Here is an 18505-nt window from a genome sequence, read left to right on the forward strand (position 1 = left end):
CGCGTATCGAGGGACGCAGCGGAACCCCCTAAACTGCGCGCCCATGTCGCAAATCCCGAACTCCGCCGCCCCGCCGTTCCGCGCGCGCCTGCTGGCGCCCTGGCACTGGCCGACCTGGCTGGCGATAGCCCTGCTCTGGCTGCTGGCGATGCTGCCGATTGCCTGGAGCATCCGGTTCGGCGAAGGCCTGGGCGCGCTGACCGGCCGCCTCGCGCGCGGTCGGCGCCATGTGGTCGACGTGAACCTGAAGCTGTGCTTCCCCGACATGGCCGAGGCCGAGCGCGACGCGATCCGCGACCAGCACTTCCGTAGCGTCGGCGCCGGCGTCATCGAGGCCGGGCTGGCCTGGTTCGCGTCGGATCGGCGGCTGGCGCCGCGCTTTGCGATCGAGGGCCGCGAGCATCTGGACGCGGCGCTGGCCAGCGGCAAGGGTCTGCTGCTGCTGACCGGCCATTTCACGACGCTGGAGCTGGGCGCGCGCGTGCTCTGTACCAGCGCGCAGCTGCCGTTCCACGCGATGTACCGCCCCTACGCGAACCCGGTGATGGACTGGTGCATGCACCGCTGGCGCGAAAACCGCGCGAAGCTGCCGGCGCTGCCGCGCGAGGATCTGCGCCGGCTGGTGCGCTCGCTGCGCGAAGGCCGCGCCATCTGGTACGCGCCGGACCAGACGCTGGACGAGCGGCTGTCGGTGTTCGCACCGTTCTTCGGCGTGCCGACCTTGACCCTGACCGCGACCGCGCGGCTGGCGCAGATGGGCCGCGCCGGCGTGCTGCCGTATTTTCCGCGGCGCGAGGGCGGCCGCTGGGTCGTGCGCTTCGAGCCGATGCTGGACGCGTTCCCCGGCGGCGACGACGTGCTGGATGCGGCGCGCATCAACCGGACCATCGAAAACGGCATTGCGCTGGCGTTGCCGCAATATTTCTGGCTGCACCGGCGCTTCAAGAAGCGACCGCCCGGCGAGAAGCGGCCATACTGAGCTTCCGGCACGGCGTGCCCATCCCCGGCGAGCTGCTGTTAAACTCGCGCGGCATTCATAGATGAAACCTCGAGGCTTACGGGTGGATAAACGCTTTTATCAGAGGATCGTCCGCGCCGCCGCGGCCTCGCTGCTGCTGGCCGGCGCCACCGCGGCGGTCGCCGCCGGTGCCGTCGAAGAAGCGCAGACGCTGATGGCCCAGGGTCAGTACGACCAGGCGCTGAAGAAAGTCGAAGGCCAGCTCAAGAGTTCGCCGCAGGACGCCGAGGCGCGTTTCATGCGCGGCCTGATCCTGGTCAAGCTCAACCGCGGCCCGGAGGCGATCAAGATGTTCGCCGACCTGACCCGCGACTACCCGCAGCTGCCCGAGCCCTACAACAACCTGGCGGTGCTGTACGCGCAGCAGGGCGACTACGAGAAGGCGCGCGACGCGCTCGAAGCGGCGCTGGCGACGCATCCCAGCTACGCCACCGCGCACGAAAACCTCGGCGACATCTACGCCGCGCTGGCCGGCGCCGCCTACAACCGCGCGCTGACGCTGGACCAGAGCAACCAGACCGTGCGCAGCAAGCTGTCGCTGATCGGCCAGCTCGATCATCCGGGTTCGGGCAGCAGCTCGGCCGTGGCGTCGACCAGCACCGTGACCGGCGCGCCGGCCGCGCTGCCGCCGCCGGCTTCGGTGCCGCCTGCGTCCACCGTGCCGACGCCGGCCGCCAGCCTCGACGGCGGCACCGTGCAGAACGTGACCAGCGTGGTCAACGCCTGGGCTGCGGCCTGGTCGGCCAAGGACGTCAGCGCCTACTTCGCGACCTATTCGCCGACCTTCATTCCCGAAGGCAGCGTCACCCGCGGCACCTGGGAGGCGCAGCGCCGCGAGCGCATCTCGCGTGCCACGCGCATCAGCGTCAAGGCGCTGAGCCCGCAGGTCGAGCGCGTCGCCGGCGACCGCGTCGCGGTGACGTTCACGCAGGACTACGAGTCCGACAGCTTTTCGGACAAGGTCTCCAAAACGCTGGAGCTGCAGCAGGCCGGCGCGAGCTGGCTGATCGTCCGCGAATACACGCGCTAGCAGCGGGCATGCACGAGCGGCACTGGGCGCGGCCACGCAGACTGGCCGCCGGCTTGCTGTTGGCGCTGTTGCCGATCGCCTGGGCCGCGGCCGCGCCGGTGACGTCGCCCAAGCAGAGCAACAAGGCCGCACCCGAAACCGAACTGGTTTCCGCGATCGAGGATTTGCGCGCCGGGAACGGCCGGCGCGCGCTCGAAAAACTTGCGCGACTGACGCAGGAGCAGCCCAACTTCCGCCTCGCGCAACTGCTCTACGCCGACCTGCTGGCCTCGCGTTCGGGCAAGCCCGGCATCATGCCGGACGCAGAAGACCCGGCGCTGAAAGACCTTTACGACGAGGCGCGCTACCGCGACAGCCAGGCGCGCTTCACCCCGCCGCCGGGCACGGTACCGGGCAATGTGCTGAAGCTCGCCGCGGAATATCCCTACCTGGTCGTGGTCGATCTGCCGAACGCGCGGCTCGACCTGTTCGAGAACAGGGCCGGCGATCTCAAGCTGATCCACAGCCACTACGTCGGCATCGCGCGCAACGGCTTCGGCAAGAAAGCCTCGGGCGATCTGCGCACGCCGGTCGGCATCTATCACATCACCGGCTGGAAATCGGACGATCAGCTGCCGGAGCTGTATGGCGGTGGCGCGCTGCCGCTGAATTATCCGAATCTGTGGGACCGCTTCCGCGTGAAGACCGGCTACGGCATCTGGCTGCACGGTGTGCCGCGCGTGACCTACGTGCGTGCGCCGCGCAGCAGCGAAGGCTGCGTGACGATGGCCAACGACGACCTGGTCGCGCTCAAGCCCTACGTGCTCAGCACCAATGCGCCGGTGATCCTGTCGGACAAGGTGGACTGGGTGCCCAAGGCCGAGGCGGCCAGGGAGCGCGACAGCTTTCTCGCGCGTATCGAAGACTGGCGCCGGAAGTGGCAGGCGATCGACACCGAAGGCTATCTGGGCTTCTATGGCGAGGACTTCACCACCGACGGCATGAACAAGACCGAGTTCGTCGCCCACAAGCGTCGCGTCAATGCGACCAAGCACAGCATCGACGTCCAGACCGAGGACATGAGTCTGTATCGCTATCCCGGCGAGCCGATGATGTTGGCGGAATTCACGCTCCGGTACCGCAGCGACAATTTCAGTTCCACCGCGAAAAAGCAGCAGTACTGGCGGCAGAACGCCAAGGGCGAGTGGAAGATTTTCCGCGAGGAAAATCTGGACTGAGTTCCTGAACTGATTTGCTGGGCTGAGCTTTGTTGCCAGTCGAAGTCGGTCGACTGCGATGTCGGCACCCGGCGATCGATTTCCTGGCTCGGATTGTCGCGATCGTCGCGGACCCGTTTCAGCTGGTCGCGGGCGCTGACAGCGCCGCCTGGCGCCGGTGCAAGTGGCGCGCACTGGCCATGATGTAGACGTCGAACAGTGAGTAGAACACGCCGGCCAGCAGCGGCGGACTGTGCAGGCTCAGGGCCAGGCCTGGCGCGTGCGGCAGCCAGGCCCAGGCGCCAACCGAGGTGCCGACCAGTTCAAGCGCCAGCGCGATCAGCAGCATCATCACGTAGATCCGACGCTGACGGCCGTAACGTACCACCAGCAGCAGGATCGCCAGCAACAGGCCGTCGAACGAACTGATCGCGCTGAGCGTCAGCAACATGGCGCCGGCCGCGAACGCGAGGAGCAGCGGCGTGATCACGCGCTGCGGCACGCGGCGCGCGACGCCGGCGCCGAGCATGAACAGCAGGGTGTGCGCCGGCGGCACGTAGGCCGGAATGTTCTGCAGGCGGTATTCGTAGAGTCCCCAACCTAGCGAGAACAGCGCTTCGGCCAGCAACGCAAACGCGGTGGCGATCACCAGGGTCAGCCGCCAGGCCGGCGTTTGCCGGTGCAGCAGCAACAGCAGCAGGGCCCAGGCGAGCACACCGGCGAGCACCTGCGTCCACAGCAGGCCGAGGCTGTCCAGTGCCAGGCAGCTGCCGATCACTAGTACGATGGAGGCGGCGTCGCGGACCCAATCGGGGCCGGACAGCGGCGCCGTCGCCAGCACCTGGGCACGCAGCGCGGCATCAGCCATCGGCGGGTTCCGGATCGGCATGCAGGTCGTGACTCAGGCGCAGGCCGTCGGCGCCGTCGTCGTAATACGCGGGCAGATGGTGATCCGTGATGTAGCCGAGCTTCCGATAGAGGCCGCGTGCCGCCGCATTGTCGGCGCGCACCTCCAGCGTCACCGTCGTGCAGCGTCGCTGCCGGGCTGCGGCTTCGGCCGCTGTCACCAGTTCTTGCGCGATCCCCAGGCCACGCGAGGCAGGATCGACGATCACCGAATAGATACGTGCGCTGCGCCGGCCCGCGCGGCTCAGCAGCAGCAGGTTGCCAAGCAGTTCCCCGCGTATTTCGGCGACCAGAAAATCCGCACGCGGGTTGGCAATGAAGGCGCGCAGGCTGCGTCGCGACATCTGGTCACCGGGGAACAGCGCTTCGAGTTCCAGCAGTGCGTCGATGTCGGCGAGCGTCGCACGGCGCAGCGTCACGCTCACGGCTGGTTCTTGACCCGCACTTCCAGCCGGCGCACGAAGTACTCCATGATCTTCTTGTACAGCGCGTCCTTCAGCACCAGATCCTCGACGCCGAAATCGATGTTCGGGTTGTCGTTGACCTCGACCACCTTGACGATGTTGCCGAACTGTTTCAGATCGACGCCGTACAGCGCGTTGCCGACGGCTTTCGCTGCCTGCACCGCGATATTGCGCACCAGCGGCGGCACTTCGTCGATCGGCAAGGTGTCGTGATTGCCTTCGATCTTGCCGCCGCCGCTGGAATGCTTGACCACCTGCCAGTGGTCCTTGGCCATGTAATAGCGGCAGGCATACAGCGGCACGCCGTCGAGCACGCCGACACGCCAGTCGTAGTCGGTGGGCTCGAAAGACTGGCCGATGACGATGTCGCTGCGATCGAGCATGTCGCGCACCTCGCGCTTGAGCTCGGCCTCGTTGTCGACCTTGATCACGCCGCGCGAAAACTGCGAATCGGGTTGCTTGAGCACGCACGGAAAGCCCAGCTCTTTCGCAATCTGCTTGACGTTGCCACGATGGATCAACATCGTCTTCGGCTGCGGAATGCGATGTCGATCCATCAGCTCCGACAGATACACCTTGTTGGCCGCGCGCAGGATCGACTTCGGATCGTCGACGACGATCAGGCCTTCGCGCTCGGCGCGGCGCGCGAAGCGATAGGTGTGATGATTCACCGCGGTGGTTTCGCGAATGAACAGCGCGTCGTAGGCGGCGACGTGGCCGTAGTCCGCCTTGCCGAGAAAATCGACCTGAAAGCCGAGGTCTTCGGCGGCTTTCTCGAAAGCCTTGAGCGCGCGCGCGTTCGACGGCGGGTCTTTCTCGTCCTCGTTGATCAGGATCGCCAGGTCGTAGCGGTAGGAGTCTTTCTTCTGCCGTGGCATGCGCCGGCGCGTGAAGTAGTCGCGCGCCGCCTGGTGCATGAATTCCAGATGCGAACTCGGCACTTCGCCGAGCGCGATCGGGCCGATCGACTGCACCCGCCACTCGTCGCCCTTGTATTCGAAGCAGGCCTGTACCAGCGGCGCCGGGAACAGGTTGAACAGCGCGCGCGCGAGGCGCTCGTGGCGCTTGGTCGGGCTCTGGCCGAAGTAGACGTTGAGCACGTATTCGCTGGAGCCGAGCCGCGCCAGCGAACTCTGGATCAGCTCGTCGATTTCGTCGTTGAGCCGGCCCGGCGATTCGGCGAGTTTCAGATCCTGGATCGTGGTGATGTCCGGCAGCGGCCGGTGGCCGCGCGCGCCGGCCAGCAGGCTGACGTAGTAGCCGGTGCTTTGATAACTGAAGCTGCGGCACAGGTTGTAGACGCGGATATTGCGCTGCAGGACTTCCGGCGTCAGCGTCAGATAGTCCCAGGCGGTCATCACGTGCATGCCGGGAATCTGCAGCGGCCAGTCGGTGCGCGAATCGACGACGACCAGGCCGCTCACGGCTGCCCCCGGCGCTTCGCGGCGCCCTCGTGCATCAGTCCCGGCAGTGGAGATTCCAGCGTTGCGGCGAGACTCATGCGAGAGGCGGCGACCGGGTCCTGAAGAGAGGGAAAGCAGGCGCGAATCCTAGCATCACGGGGCCGCGACGACCGAGCGCCGGTGCATCCTTGTGTCGCAGCTGTTACCTGTGTTGATGTAGCTGCTATCATTCTATTTATCGATTTAATATCACTGATGGCGCCGCCCATGCTCCTGATCCCAGTCCGCTCGCTACGATTGACCGCGATGTTGCTGATCGCCACAAGCAGCGGTGCTGCCGCCGCGGCCGCCGGCGGTGCGATGAGCCTGACCGTGGTACAGGCGGCGCCGCCGTTCGCGGTGATGCGCGGCGGCAAGCCGGTGCCGCCGGCGCACGATCTGCCGCTGGCCAACGGCGACGAGCTAACGACCGGCGCCAACGGCCGCGGCTCGCTGCGTTTCGGCGTTACCGTGATGACGCTGGGCGAGCAGGGCGTGCTGAAGGTGGCGACGATCCAGCAGCCGGCCGGCGGTTTCAACGGCCGCACCGACCTGGAGCTGGGCGCCGGCGCTTTCCGCGTCGACGGCACCGAGGAAAAACGCCTGCCGCAGGACGTGCGCCTGACGCTGCCCGATCTGCGCCTGCGTGTGTTCGGCGCCGATGTCTGGACGCGCGCCGACGCCGCGCAGCGCGAAGTCTGCCTGCTGTCGGGCGCGGTCGAGATCGCGTCGACCCGCGGCTCGGAGCGGCTCGACGTGCCCGGCGAATGCCTGAGCTCGGATGCCAGCGGCCTGCATCGCAGCAGGCCCGACGACGCCAGCATGAAGCAGCGCCTGTTGCAGACCGACTACGCCGCGCTGAAAGCCGCGGCCGCCGCGGCCACGGCCGCTGCCGCGCCGCGCCAGGAGCCGGCCAAGATCGCGCCGGTCACTGCGGCCACCGCCAGCGGCTGGACCCTGGTCGCCGCCGCGCTGGCCGACAGCGAGTCCGCCGAGCTGGAAGCCCAGGGCATGATCGAAATGGGTCTGCCCGGCGTCGTGCGCATCCACGATCTGCCCAATGGCCAGCGCGTGTATCGGGTGACCGTCGGCAGCTTCGCCACCAAGGAACAGGCGGTAGCCTATGGCGCCGACGTCAAGAAGCGCTTCGGCATGGCGCAGCTGTGGCCCGCGCCGTTCTGAGGGTTTCGCTTTGAGTAAATCCCGTTCCTCCCGAGTGTTTCGCGCAGCGAAACGTATCGAGGGACGCAAGCGCGCTAGACGCTCGCCGGCGCCTCGCCGCGCAGGCTGATCACGCGCCAGCCGCGGCGCTGCGCCTCGGCTAGCAGCACCTCGTCCGGGTCGACTGCGACCGCGGTGTCGGCGCGCTCCAGCAGCGGCAGGTCATTGCGTGAATCGCTGTAACAGGTCAGATGATCGAAGGGCTGCGGCTGCGCCGCCAGCCAGCGCTCCAGGCGCAGCACCTTGCCGGCCTGGAAGTTCGGCGCGCCTTCGAGCCTGCCGGTATAGCGGCCGCCCACGAATTCCGGATCGGTCGCGATCAGCGCGTCGACGCCGAGCAATTCCGCGATCGGCTCAGTGACGAAGCGGTTGGTCGCCGTGGTGATCAGCAGCGCGTCGCCCTGCAGTCGGTGACGTGCGAGCAGCGCCGGCGCCAGCGGCGCGATCACCGGCTCGATCTTTTCGCGAACGAACTGCTCACGCCAGGCTTTCAGGGTCTCGAAGTTCTGCGCCGCCAGCGGCGCGAAACTGAAATGGCAGAAGGCCTCGATATCCAGCGTGCCGGCCTTGTACTCGTCGTAGAAGCGCTGATTCTCGCGCTCGTAGACCAGGCGGTCGACCACGCCCTGTTCGATCAGGAACTGGCCCCACAGGTAGTCGCTGTCGCCAGCCAGCAGGGTGTGATCGAGATCGAAAATCGCCAGGCGCATGGACGGGCCGCGTCGGATTGGAGAGAGTGAGCCCCCCAGTTTGCCGGTGCTTGCCGGCATGTGGAAGAATCGATTACGGCAAATTTCCTACGTGCTTGATCCAAGTGATTGATTCGGACGGATATCGTCCCAATGTCGGGATCATCCTGACGAATGCCGCCGGCCAGGTTCTGTGGGCCAAGCGGATCGGGCAGGAGGCCTGGCAGTTCCCGCAGGGCGGGATACAGCGCGGCGAAGCGCCGCGCGATGCCCTGCTGCGCGAACTTCACGAGGAACTCGGGCTGCTCGGCGACGACGTCGAAATTCTCGCCGTGACCCAGGGCTGGCTGCGCTACAAGCTGCCCAAGCGCTATCTGCGCCAGGGCCGCGGCCGCGTCTGCATCGGCCAGAAGCAGAAGTGGTTCCTGCTGCGCCTGATCTCGCCGGAAGAGCGCGTGCACTTCGACGCTTCGCCGACGCCGGAATTCGACCGCTGGCGCTGGATCGACTGGTGGACGCCGGCCGACGAGGTCATCGAATTCAAGCGCGAGGTGTATCGCCGGGCGCTGGACGAACTGGCTGCCGCCGCCGGTATCGCGGCGCGGCCGCAGACGCCGACGGCGGCGGGCGGCTCGTCGGTTTAGACGAGAATCGTTTTTGTTTGATTCGGGTTCGCGTTTGCGGTAGCGTAGCGACAATCGTTCTCATTCACGCTGCCTGCGCCCCTCAAAGCCATGTACGTCTGTGTCTGCAAGGCCGTCTCCGACCACCGCATCAAGCGCATGGTCCAGGATGGCGTGACCACGCTGCGGGAAATCTCCCGTGAAACCGCGCTCGGCACCTGCTGCGGCAAGTGCGTGCCGGCCGCGCGCGAGCTGCTGTCCGAGGCCCTGGCGGTGCAGCCGATCCGGCTGGCCGACCTGGCGATGGCACCCTCGATGACCGCCGCGGCCTGAACCCAGGCCGGGCCGGTAGTTGCGAATCATAAGCATAATTGCTTAAAAATATTATTCCGAACAAGCACTTACGCTTTACGTATCAAGGCTCGCTGGCTAGACTGGGCGCCTGATTCCCAGGAAGTGCAGCCATGCGCGGCGATACCAAGGTTCTCGAGTACCTCAATCTCGGTTTGAAGAACGAACTCACGGCGATCAACCAGTACTTCCTGCATTCGCGGATGCTCGGCAACTGGGGCCTCAAGAAACTCGAGAAGCTCGAGTACGAGGAATCGATCGACGAGATGAAGCACGCCGACAAGCTGATCAAGCGCATCCTGTTCCTCGACGGCCTGCCCAACCTGCAGGATCTCGGCAAGCTGTATATCGGCGAGGACGTCAAGGAAGTGCTGGAGTGCGATCTCAAGCGCGAATACGAGGCGCACCCGATGTACAAGGAGGCGATCGCCCATTGCGAAAGCGTGCGCGACTACGTTACCCGCGAGATCCTGGTCAGCATCCAGGAGAGCGAGGAAGAGCACATCGACTTCCTCGAAGAGCAGCTGCAGCTGATCGACCAGATGGGCCTGCAGAACTATGTGCAGACCGCGGTGGGTGAGCTCGAAGGGCCGTAAAAAGCTCGTCGAGCCGTAGAGGTCGCGGGCAAGCCCGCTCCTACAGGTGGCTTTTGTAGGAGCGGGCTTGCCCGCGACCGCGTTCTAGAACGGCTTCACGACCACCAGAATCACGATCGCGATCAGCAGCACCGCCGGCACTTCGTTCATCAGGCGCCAGTAGCGGGCGCTCTTGGTGTTGGTCTTGCTCGCGAACTTGCGCAGGTGCATTTTCAGGAAGCCCTGGTAGCCGGTCAGCAGGATCACCAGGGTCAGCTTGGCGTGCAGCCAGCCCAGGTGCAGATAGCCGGGCAGCATCGCGATCATCGCGATGCCCATGACCCAGGTGCCGATCATCGCGATGGTCATCAGGCCGTAGAGCTTGCGCTCCATCAGCGCGAAGCGCTGGTGGCCGGCGTCGTCGTGGGTGTCGGTGTGGTAGACGAACAGCCGCGGCAGATAGAACAGGCCGGCGAACCACGCGACGACGAAGATGATGTGTACCGCTTTGACCCAAAGCATGCTGGCTCCACAAAGGCTGGGAAATGAAAGGCGAAAAAGGGGAACGCTTCAACCCCTGGCGGCAAAAGCCTATCATCCCGGTCCTTTTGCAGCCCCAGGTCGTTGAAGAGAGCACCATGATCAAGGTCGGCATCGTCGGCGGCACCGGTTATACCGGGGCCGAACTGCTGCGGCTGTTCGCCGCCCATCCGCAGGTTCGCGTGACCACGCTGACCTCGCGCAAGGAGGCCGGCCTGCGCGCCGACCAGCTGTTCCCGAGCCTGCGCGGTTACAGCGACGCGGTGTTCAGCGCACCGGACGAAGCCCAGCTCGCCGCCTGCGACGCGGTGTTCTTCGCCACGCCGCACGGCACCGCGATGCAGATGGCGCCGGCGCTGGTGGAGCAGGGCGTCAAGATCATCGACCTGTCGGCCGACTTCCGCATCAAGGACGCCGCCGAGTTCAAGCGCTGGTACCAGCTCGACCACAGCGCACCGGCGCTGCTCGAAGAAGCGGTCTACGGCCTGCCGGAAGTGAACCGCCACGCGATCCGCAATGCGCGCGTGATCGGCAACCCCGGCTGCTATCCGACCGCGGTGCAGCTGGGCTTTCTGCCGCTGCTGGAAGCCGGCGTGATCGACGCCGGCAACCTGATCGCGGACTGCAAGTCCGGCGTCTCCGGCGCCGGCCGCGAAGCACGCGTGACCTCGCTGTTCGGCGAGGCCAGCGACAACTTCCGCGCCTATTCGGTGCCGGGCCATCGCCATCTGCCGGAAATCACCCAGGGCCTGCGCATCGCCGCCGACGGCGAGGTGTCGCTGACCTTCGTGCCGCATCTGACGCCGATGATTCGCGGCATCCACGCCACCTTGTATGCGCGGCTGAGCCAGCCCGGCCTCGACCTGCAGGCGCTGTTCGAGTCGCGCTACAAGGGCGAGCCCTTCGTCGACGTGATGCCGGCCGGCGAGCATCCGGAGACCCGCAGCGTGCGCGGCGGCAACCAGTGCCGCATCGCCGTGCATCTGGCGCCGGACGGCAAGACCGTGATCGTGCTGTCGGTGATCGACAATCTGGTGAAAGGCGCGGCGGGCCAGGCAGTCCAGTGCTTCAACCTGATGTTCGACCAGCCCGAGACGATGGGCCTGGATTCGCCGGGCCTGACGCCTTAGGCGCGGCGCGAGGGCCATGCAGCACCGCATCGTCGTCAAGCGCCACCGGCCCTGGTTCAGGGCCGGGCTGATCGCCGGCGGCGCGGCGCTGATCGCGATCGCCGCTGGCGTGTTCTACCTGTGGGTGCGCACCCACACCATCAGCGAATTCCGCCAGACCAAGACCGAGCTGGAACAGCTGCGCGACGAGCGCCGCGACCTGGCGCGCGAGCTGCGCAGTGCGCGCGCCGACAACGTCGACCTGCGCCAGCAGCTGGTCTATGCGCAGCGCTCCACGGAGATCGACGGCGCCGCCTGCACCGAGGTCAAGGCCTCGCTGTCCGAGCTGCAGGCCGAGGCGGCCGACCTGCGTGAGCAGGTCGCGTTCTATCGCGGCATCGTCTCGCCGGACGAAACCCGTGCCGGCGTGCGCGTGCTCGATCTGAAGATGACGCAGCAGGCCGACAAGCTGCGCTGGCGCTACGACCTGGTGCTGATCCAGTCGGTGCGCCACGACAAGCGCGTCGCCGGCAGCACGCGGCTGCGCCTGATCGGCAGCCGCGACGGCAAGGAAGTCACGCTGGACGTCGAAACCCTGCTCGCCGTCGGCGCGAAGCTGCCGCAGTTCGCGTTCAAGTATTTCCAGGAGTTCACCGGCGAATTCGCGCTGCCGCCGGGCTTCCGGCCGATCCGCGCCGCGGTGACCCTGGTCATCGATGGCGAGGAGGCCGCGGTCGAGAACGAGTTCGACTGGAGTAAGATCAAGGTCGAGCAGCCTCCCGAGCAGGCGCCACCCCCGACACCGCAATCCGGACGATGATGTTCAACAGCAAGAACACCAGCCCCAGCCCGCCGCCTCCGCCGCGCAACACCGGCGCGGTCGAGACCCTGATCGGCCGCCAGACCGAAATCGTCGGCGACCTGCGCTTCACCGGCGGCCTGCACCTGGACGGCAAAGTCACCGGCAATGTCGCCGCTGCGGCCGACAAGTCCGCGCATCTGTCGATCAGCGAGAACGCCGCCATTGAAGGCGAGGTGCGCGTCCCCATGATCGTGTTGAACGGCGCGGTCACCGGCGATGTCTACGCCAGCGAGAAGGTCACCCTCGGCGCCAAGGCGCGTGTCAACGGCAACGTGTTCTACAAGGTCATCGAGATGCAGCCCGGCGCGCAGATCAACGGCCAGCTGGTCCACGAAACCATGGCCGCGGCGCTCGCCGCACGTCAGCAGGCCGCCGCCGTGCAGGATTACAGTAACGAACACCGGATGATCGACGTGCAGGATGTCGGCGTTCAGGAGCATCACGCCGAAGGCATTCCGGATTGAGGACGCAGACATGAGCACTACCGAACCCAGCATCTACAAGCCCGCAGGCGCACCGCCGCCGCCGGCTACCGACGTGGTCTTCACCGAGGCCGCCGCGCGCAAGGTGCGCGAACTGCTCGACGAAGAGGAAAACCCGCAGCAGATGCTGCGCGTGTTCGTTTCCGGCGGCGGCTGCTCGGGCTTCCAGTACGGCTTCAAGTTCGACGAGGCGGCCGAGGAAGACGACACCAGCGTCGAGACGCTGGGCGTCACGCTGGTGGTCGATCCGATGAGCCTGCAGTACCTGGTCGGCGCCGAGATCGACTACAAGGAAACCGTCGAAGGCGCGCAGTTCGTGATCCGCAATCCGAATGCGCAGACCACCTGCGGCTGCGGCTCCTCGTTCTCGGTTTGATCTCGTGTCATTCCCTCTCCCTCCGGGAGAGGGTTAGGGTGAGGGCCTAGCAGGCTCGACCCACGCGCAGGTTCCCGGCACCCTCATCCGTCGCTGCGCGACACCTTCTCCCGGAGGGAGAAGGGATCTAAGCCGGCTGCGCCAGCAGCATCGCGTAGTACCAGCAGTCCACCTTCGGCGAGTAATGCCGGCCGAGGCCGCAGTCGCTGAAATCTGCCGTGAGCAAGTTGTCGCGGTGGCCCTGGCTGAGCCACCACTGCTCGTAGGCCAGCGCCGGCTCCGCCCGCGTCCGCGCCAGGATGTTTTCCCCGACCCGCCGCCACGCATAACCCGCCGCGCTCGCGCGTTCGCCGGGCGTGGAGTTGTCGATGCCGCCGTGCGATAGAAATCCGCCGGCCGCCAGATATTCCGCGTGCGCCTGTGCCGCCCGGCCGAGCCGGGCATCGTGCTGCAGCGCATTCATTCCGGCTGCCGCGCGCGAGGCATTGGTCAGCCGGAGAATTTCGATCAGCTGCGCGTCACCGTTCAAGGCGTGATCAGCGCCGACGACGGCGACTGCGCGTCGCCTGCCGTGTAGTGCCACATGAAGGCGAGCTTGTCGGTTTCTTCGGCAATGACTTTCGACACCGGCTTGCCGCCGCCGCCGTTGCCGCCGCCGTGCCCCGCGCGCTCGTCGATGCGGATCAGGATCGGCGCATCGCCGCCGCCTTCACCGGACTGAGCCGCCTGCAGCGTCGCCGCGTATTTGAACGAATGCGCCGGATGCACGCGGTCGTCGTGGTCGCCGGTGGTGATCAGGGTCGGCGGATATTTCACGCCGGTCTGGACCGTGTGCAGCGGCGAGTAGCGGACCAGATAGGCGAAGCCGTCGGCGTCGTCGGACGAGCCGTAGTCGCCGACCCAGGCGTAGCCGACGGTGAATTTGTGGAAGCGCAGCATGTCCATCACGCCGACCGTGGCCACCGCCGCGCCCCACAGCTCCGGATGCTGGTTGACGCTGGCGCCGACCAGCAGGCCGCCGTTGCTGCGGCCCCAGATGGCGATGCGCGGATACGCCGTGTACTCCTTCTTCACCAGGTACTCGGCCGCGGCGACGAAGTCGTCGAACACGTTCTGCTTGCGCTCCTTGGTGCCGGCCTGATGCCAGTCTTCGCCGTACTCGCCGCCGCCGCGCAGATTGGCCACGGCGAAGACGCCGCCGCGTTCCATCCAGGCGAGCGCGGATACGTCGAAAGCCGGCGTCTTGGCGATGTCGAAACCGCCGTAACCATGTAGCCAGGCGCGCGCGCGGCTGTCGCGCTTGAAGCCCTTTTTGTAGCTGATGAACATCGGAATCCGGGTACCGTCCTTGGACGGATAGAACACCTGCTCGGTGACGTAGTCCTTGGGCTCGAACGCCAGCCGTAGCGTGCGGAACGCGCTGACGCGATTGGTCTTCAGGTCGGCGATATACGGCGTCTGCGGCTGGTTGAAACTGCTGTAGCCGAACAGCAGTTCGGCGTCGTCCTCGCTGCCTTTCAGCACTTCGGTGACGGCGCCCAGGCCCGGCAATTTCAACTCGCCGGCCGGCTTGCCTGCCAGCGTGTAGGTGTTCAGGCGGCTGACCGCGTCGTGCAGGCTGAGCACGACGATCTTGCCGCCGGCGAGCTTGGCGCTGACCATCGTGTCGGTGGATTGCGCGACCACGGCTTTCCACTCCGGCGCTTCGGGCTTGGACAGATCAATGGAGACGATGCGCTTGCGCGGTGCCTCGCGATCGGTCATGAAGTAGGCGGTGCTGCCGTTGCTGCCGATGAACTCGAAGCTGTCGTCGAAGCTGTCGGCAAGCCGGTAGGTCTTGGCCGGGTTCTGGTCCGACTGCAGGTCGCGCAGATAGACGCGGCTCTTGTCGCCCGAGCCTTCGCGCATCGTGATGATCAGATAGCGCGAGTCGTGCGTGACCTGGCCGGCGACGAACCATTTCGGATGTGCCGGCTCCTCGAACACCAGCTGGTCCTCGGCCTGCGGCGTGCCGACCTTGTGGTAGTACAGCTTCTGGTCGGCGAGGCCGTCGAACACCGCGCGATTGCTGCTCTTGTCGCCCAGCGCTGCCGGTGGATCGGGATAGCGCGAGTAGTAGAAGCCGCTGCTGTCGGCGTTCCACGATACGTCGGAGAACTTGATCCGCTGCAAGGTCTCGGCCGAATCCTGGCCGCTGGCGATGTCGCGCAGCCTGAACTCGTTCCAGTCCGAGCCGGCGCTGGCGGTGGCGTACATCAGCCAGCGGCCGTCCGGCGAAGGCTCGAACTCGGTCAGCGCGACGGTGCCGTCCTTGGACAAGCGGTTCGGATCCAGCAGCTCGCGCGGTGCTTCCTTGCCCTTCTGCACGTACAGCACGGCCTGGTTCTGCAGGCCATCGTTGCGCGTGTAGAAGTACGAGCCGGCGGCCTTGACCGGCACGTCGAAGCGCTCGTAGTTCCACAGCGTGGTCAGGCGCTTCTCGATCGGCGCGTGCTCCGGCAACGCCGCCAGGAACGGCAGGGTCAGCGCGTTCTGCGCCTGCTCCCAGGCGAGGGTTTGCGGCGCATCCAGATCCTCCAGCCAGCGGTAGGGATCGGCGACCTGGGTACCGTGATAGACGTCGATGACCGGGCCGCGCGGTGAGGCCGGGTAGTCGAGAGCGGCGGCGGCCAGCGGCGCGCTCAGCGCGGCGGCAAGCAGAAAAAAACGCATGGGCATTCCATTGACGACAAAGCGCATAGCTTGCCGCAAATAGGCAGAGCGGGTCTTTTGTAGCGCGGATTTCGCCCGGCTACACCGGACAAGCTCTGAGCCGCGCCTCCAGCGCCGGCAGCTGCTGCATCGCGAACTCGTAGCCGCGCTGCGCCACCTCGTCGAGCTTCTTCCAGTCGAACAGCGCGACGCCGGATACCGGCAGCCTCAGGTACGCATCGGCGCGCGCGGCACGGGCAGCGACGCCGCTTTCGCTGGTCATCGTCGCGGTACGGAACAGGATCGAGATCAGGCTGGGCCGGCGGCCTTCGTGCGGCCGCAGCGGCGCCCAGCGCAGCACTGCATCGACATCCGGCCCTTCGACGCCGGGCAGGGTCAGCGCGCCTTCGGTGGACACGTCGGACGCGATGATCGGGCCGCGCTCCAGGTTCTGCATCACGTCGGTCGGCAGGCTGTTGACGACGCCGCCGTCGACCAGCAGATCGCCGTGCCAGACCACCGGCGGCGCGACGCCCGGGATCGCCATGCTGGTCGCCACCCACAGCGCCAGCGGGCCGCGGTCGTGGACGACGGCCTTGCCGCGCGTGAGATTGGTGCTGACGCAGAAAAACGGCGTGCGCAGCTCCTCGATGCGGCGCTCGCCGAAGATCGTCTGCAGGCGCTTGTAGAACTTGCGGCCGCGGATCAGCGCGACTCGCGGCAACAGGTAATCGTTGAGCAGATGGCGTTCGACGAACGTCTCCCGCGTGATCTGCAGCACCTGCTTCCAGTCGTAGCCGCAGGCGGCCAGCGCCGAGACGAAAGCGCCCATGCTGGTGCCGCCGAGCACGTCCAGCGGCAGCCGCGACTCCTCGAGCGCGCGCAGCAGGCCGATATGCGCGAAACCGCGCGCGCCGCCGCCGCCGAGCACCAGGCCGAGCGCGCGGCCGCTGATGCTGCGCGCCAGCGCTTCGGCGTCGCGCGGATGGTCCGGCCGCAGCAGGTAATGCGTGCGTGCGCCGCTGAGCTCGCGCCACGGCAGCACGCTGTCGGCGCGGCAGTCCTCCGGGCATTGCAGGATCAGCTCGACCGGCACGCGCAGTTTGAGATCGCGCAGCTCCTCGAGCATCGGCGTCAAGCTCGGCGGCGTGCGCGCGTCGGCCACCACCATGACGCGGTCGCACTGGCGCAGGCAGCGGTCGGTCCAGCTGCTCGGCACGCGGTCGCACAGGTAAATCAGATGGCGATGCGCGCCTTCGGCCTGGTGCAGATGGCGCACCAGGATGTCCTCGGCGGCCATGCCCGGCGACATTTGCGATATGCCCTTGCCCAGCGCCGCGTCGACACTGCGGCCGTCGACGATGCGCACGTCGCCGCATTCGGCGAGCGTTGCGTGCATACGCTGCGCGATCGCATTCAGATCGATGTGCGGCGAGGCGCCGAGCAGCGCGATGCAGCGCGGCCGGCTGGCGCCAGCCCTCGACGACGGCGTCGCCGCCATCTGCAGGCGGCCGATGACGACCTGGGTCAGCCGCAGCAGCACCGCCGGATGCGCCTGCAAGAATTCCAGCAGATCGTCGCGCGCGATGCGCAACAGATAACTGTCGCGCACCGCATAGACCTCGGCGCTGCGCGGATGGCCGGCCAGGATCGCGACTTCGCCGACGCATTCGAGCAGGCCCACTTCGCCGCGCAGGCTGCCGTCGGCGTTCTCGACGCGAAGCCGGCCGGTGGCGACGATGTAGATGCAGTCCGCCGCGGCCCCGATCGCGAACACCGCCTGGCCGCTGCGAAAGCCGCAGACTGTGGTGCGCTCGGCCAATTGATCCAGCGCGGCCGGGGCGATGCCGGCGAACAGACGGCTTTGGGCGAGCAGCGCGCGATGGTCCATGGCGTTCGAGTTTAGACCCAAGCCCGGCGGCCGGCGTTATGCTTCGTCGGCCCATGACAGCCGACGAACTCACTGCCTTTCTGCGCCACAGCATCCCGGTGCTCAAGGCGATCGACATCCAGGTGCGCGAATGCTCGCCGCAGCGCGTGCTGATCGCCGCGCCGCTGGCGGCCAATCACAACCACCACAACACCGCGTTTGGCGGCAGCCTGGCGCTGATCAGCATCCTGTCCGGCTGGGCGCTGCTGCATGTCGGCCTCAGCGACGAACAAGTCGACGCGCGACTGGTCGTGCAGCGCAGCGAATGCCGTTTCGAGCGGCCGGTAAGCGGCGACCTGCTCTCCGAAGCGCGGCGCCCGGATGCCGGCAGCTGGAGCGCCTTCATCGACACGCTGCGCCGCCGCGGCAAGGCGCGCATCGACCTGCAGACGCGCGTGCTCGCCGGCGGCGGCGACGCGGTCCTGCACAGCGCTACTTTCGCCGCCTCACTCCATCGAGCATCGACATGAAATTCCGTTTCTGCCCGCAATGCACCAAGCCGCTGGTCCTGGCCCGCTTCGGCGACCGCGAGCGCTTTGGCTGCGCCGATACGCAATGCGGCTACGTGCACTGGGACAACCCGGTGCCGGTGGTCGCGGCGATCGTCGAGCACGAAGGCAAGATCATCCTGGCGCGCAACGCCGCCTGGGGCCCGCATGCCTACGCGCTGATCACCGGGTTTCTGGAGCGCGGCGAAACGCCGGAATACGGCGTGCAGCGTGAAGTCGAGGAAGAACTCGGCCTGACGCCGCTGGCCGCGAACTTCGTCGGCCTCTACGAATTCCACCGCATGAACCAGCTGCTGATCGCCTACCACGTGCCGGCGACCGGCACCGTCAGGCTCAACGAAGAACTGGTCGATTGGAAGCATGTGCCGTTCAACGAGGCGCGCTACTGGCCCGCGGGCACCGGCTTCGCGCTGCGCGACTGGCTGCAGCGCACCCACGGCATTGAGGCACAGCCGGCGGAGTGGAGCAAGCCATGACTCGCTGAGTCATCC

21 protein-coding genes are annotated in these 18505 nt (G+C 66.8%); 13 read left to right on the plus strand and 8 right to left on the minus strand.

Annotation, left to right across the window (positions count from 1 at the left end):
* Positions 1–43 precede the first annotated feature (43 nt).
* From lpxL to ACQZF9_RS00125, 3 genes are all read left to right on the plus strand, one after another.
* Positions 44–979, plus strand: coding sequence for an LpxL/LpxP family Kdo(2)-lipid IV(A) lauroyl/palmitoleoyl acyltransferase (gene lpxL, locus ACQZF9_RS00115; protein WP_428311253.1), 936 nt, complete (start codon positions 44–46; stop codon positions 977–979).
* Between the two features lie 82 nt (positions 980–1061).
* Complete coding sequence (locus tag ACQZF9_RS00120) at positions 1062–2048, plus strand: tetratricopeptide repeat protein (RefSeq protein WP_428311254.1); 987 nt, start codon at positions 1062–1064, stop codon at positions 2046–2048.
* Positions 2049–2056: 8 nt separating this feature from the next.
* Entirely contained in the window at positions 2057–3265 is a 1209-nt protein-coding gene (locus ACQZF9_RS00125) for a L,D-transpeptidase family protein (protein WP_428311255.1), read from the plus strand.
* Positions 3266–3383: 118 nt separating this feature from the next.
* On the opposite strand, the gene ACQZF9_RS00130 is transcribed toward ACQZF9_RS00125, so the two are convergent.
* From ACQZF9_RS00130 to ACQZF9_RS00140, 3 genes are read right to left on the minus strand one after another with little or no spacing between them, the layout of a single operon-like run.
* Complete coding sequence (locus tag ACQZF9_RS00130) at positions 3384–4112, minus strand: hypothetical protein (RefSeq protein WP_428311256.1); 729 nt, start codon at positions 4110–4112, stop codon at positions 3384–3386.
* A complete protein-coding gene (locus ACQZF9_RS00135; RefSeq protein WP_428311257.1) occupies positions 4105–4575 on the minus strand; it encodes a GNAT family N-acetyltransferase in 471 nt (156 codons plus the stop codon). The genes ACQZF9_RS00130 and ACQZF9_RS00135 overlap by 8 nt, the downstream gene beginning before the upstream one ends.
* The gene (locus ACQZF9_RS00140) at positions 4572–6038 is read right to left on the minus strand and encodes a RimK family protein (protein WP_428311258.1); all 1467 of its coding nucleotides are present in this window, start codon (positions 6036–6038) and stop codon (positions 4572–4574) included. Before ACQZF9_RS00140 ends, ACQZF9_RS00135 begins: the two co-directional genes overlap by 4 nt.
* A gap of 246 nt (positions 6039–6284) precedes the next feature.
* On the opposite strand from ACQZF9_RS00140, the gene ACQZF9_RS00145 reads away from it, so the two are divergent.
* Positions 6285–7238, plus strand: coding sequence for an SPOR domain-containing protein (locus ACQZF9_RS00145; RefSeq protein ID WP_428311259.1), 954 nt, complete (start codon positions 6285–6287; stop codon positions 7236–7238).
* Positions 7239–7312: 74 nt separating this feature from the next.
* Here the strand turns inward: ACQZF9_RS00145 and ACQZF9_RS00150 are convergent, their stop codons facing one another.
* Entirely contained in the window at positions 7313–7987 is a 675-nt protein-coding gene (locus ACQZF9_RS00150) for an HAD family hydrolase (protein ID WP_428311260.1), read from the minus strand.
* A 104-nt stretch (positions 7988–8091) separates the two neighbouring features.
* Here ACQZF9_RS00150 and ACQZF9_RS00155 point away from each other — a divergent pair, with 104 nt between their 5' ends.
* The 3 genes from ACQZF9_RS00155 to bfr all read left to right on the plus strand — a co-directional run bounded on the left by ACQZF9_RS00155 (position 8092) and on the right by bfr (position 9536).
* Complete coding sequence (locus ACQZF9_RS00155; protein WP_428313484.1) at positions 8092–8610, plus strand: RNA pyrophosphohydrolase; 519 nt, start codon at positions 8092–8094, stop codon at positions 8608–8610.
* 90 nt (positions 8611–8700) lie between these two features.
* Entirely contained in the window at positions 8701–8922 is a 222-nt protein-coding gene (locus tag ACQZF9_RS00160) for a (2Fe-2S)-binding protein (protein WP_428311261.1), read from the plus strand.
* 131 nt (positions 8923–9053) lie between these two features.
* Positions 9054–9536, plus strand: coding sequence for a bacterioferritin (gene bfr, locus ACQZF9_RS00165; protein WP_428311262.1), 483 nt, complete (start codon positions 9054–9056; stop codon positions 9534–9536).
* A gap of 84 nt (positions 9537–9620) precedes the next feature.
* Here bfr and hemJ read toward each other — a convergent pair whose 3' ends face one another.
* A complete protein-coding gene (hemJ, locus tag ACQZF9_RS00170) occupies positions 9621–10037 on the minus strand; it encodes a protoporphyrinogen oxidase HemJ (RefSeq protein WP_428311263.1) in 417 nt (138 codons plus the stop codon).
* 116 nt (positions 10038–10153) lie between these two features.
* On the opposite strand from hemJ, the gene argC reads away from it, so the two are divergent.
* The 4 genes from argC to erpA are packed head-to-tail and all read left to right on the plus strand — an operon-like array spanning position 10154 to position 12884.
* On the plus strand, positions 10154–11185 hold the full coding sequence (gene argC / locus ACQZF9_RS00175) for an N-acetyl-gamma-glutamyl-phosphate reductase (protein WP_428311264.1): 1032 nt from the start codon (positions 10154–10156) through the stop codon (positions 11183–11185).
* A 16-nt stretch (positions 11186–11201) separates the two neighbouring features.
* Positions 11202–11984, plus strand: a complete 783-nt coding sequence (locus ACQZF9_RS00180) for a DUF6776 family protein (protein WP_428311265.1) — start codon at positions 11202–11204, stop codon at positions 11982–11984.
* A complete protein-coding gene (locus ACQZF9_RS00185) occupies positions 11981–12490 on the plus strand; it encodes a bactofilin family protein (RefSeq protein ID WP_428311266.1) in 510 nt (169 codons plus the stop codon). The genes ACQZF9_RS00180 and ACQZF9_RS00185 overlap by 4 nt, the downstream gene beginning before the upstream one ends.
* Positions 12491–12500: 10 nt before the next feature.
* Positions 12501–12884 carry an iron-sulfur cluster insertion protein ErpA gene (gene erpA / locus ACQZF9_RS00190; RefSeq protein ID WP_428311267.1) on the plus strand — a complete coding sequence of 128 codons (384 nt, stop codon included), beginning with the start codon at positions 12501–12503 and terminating at the stop codon, positions 12882–12884.
* Positions 12885–13011: 127 nt separating this feature from the next.
* On the opposite strand, the gene ACQZF9_RS00195 is transcribed toward erpA, so the two are convergent.
* From ACQZF9_RS00195 to ACQZF9_RS00205, 3 genes are all read right to left on the minus strand, one after another.
* Complete coding sequence (locus ACQZF9_RS00195; RefSeq protein ID WP_428311268.1) at positions 13012–13413, minus strand: CAP domain-containing protein; 402 nt, start codon at positions 13411–13413, stop codon at positions 13012–13014.
* Entirely contained in the window at positions 13410–15596 is a 2187-nt protein-coding gene (locus ACQZF9_RS00200) for a prolyl oligopeptidase family serine peptidase (RefSeq protein WP_428311269.1), read from the minus strand. The genes ACQZF9_RS00195 and ACQZF9_RS00200 overlap by 4 nt, the downstream gene beginning before the upstream one ends.
* A 79-nt stretch (positions 15597–15675) precedes the next feature.
* Positions 15676–17466, minus strand: a complete 1791-nt coding sequence (locus ACQZF9_RS00205) for a patatin-like phospholipase family protein (RefSeq protein WP_428311270.1) — start codon at positions 17464–17466, stop codon at positions 15676–15678.
* A 53-nt stretch (positions 17467–17519) separates the two neighbouring features.
* On the opposite strand from ACQZF9_RS00205, the gene ACQZF9_RS00210 reads away from it, so the two are divergent.
* Both ACQZF9_RS00210 and ACQZF9_RS00215 read left to right on the plus strand, forming a co-directional pair.
* Positions 17520–17975: a YiiD C-terminal domain-containing protein gene (locus ACQZF9_RS00210; RefSeq protein ID WP_428311271.1), complete on the plus strand. Its 456-nt coding sequence runs from the start codon at positions 17520–17522 to the stop codon at positions 17973–17975.
* The gene (locus ACQZF9_RS00215; RefSeq protein ID WP_428311272.1) at positions 17972–18490 is read left to right on the plus strand and encodes an NUDIX domain-containing protein; all 519 of its coding nucleotides are present in this window, start codon (positions 17972–17974) and stop codon (positions 18488–18490) included. Before ACQZF9_RS00210 ends, ACQZF9_RS00215 begins: the two co-directional genes overlap by 4 nt.
* Positions 18491–18505 lie beyond the last annotated feature (15 nt).

It is taken from the genome of Hydrocarboniphaga sp. (genome assembly GCF_965279055.1).
GTDB lineage: Bacteria > Pseudomonadota > Gammaproteobacteria > Nevskiales > Nevskiaceae > Hydrocarboniphaga.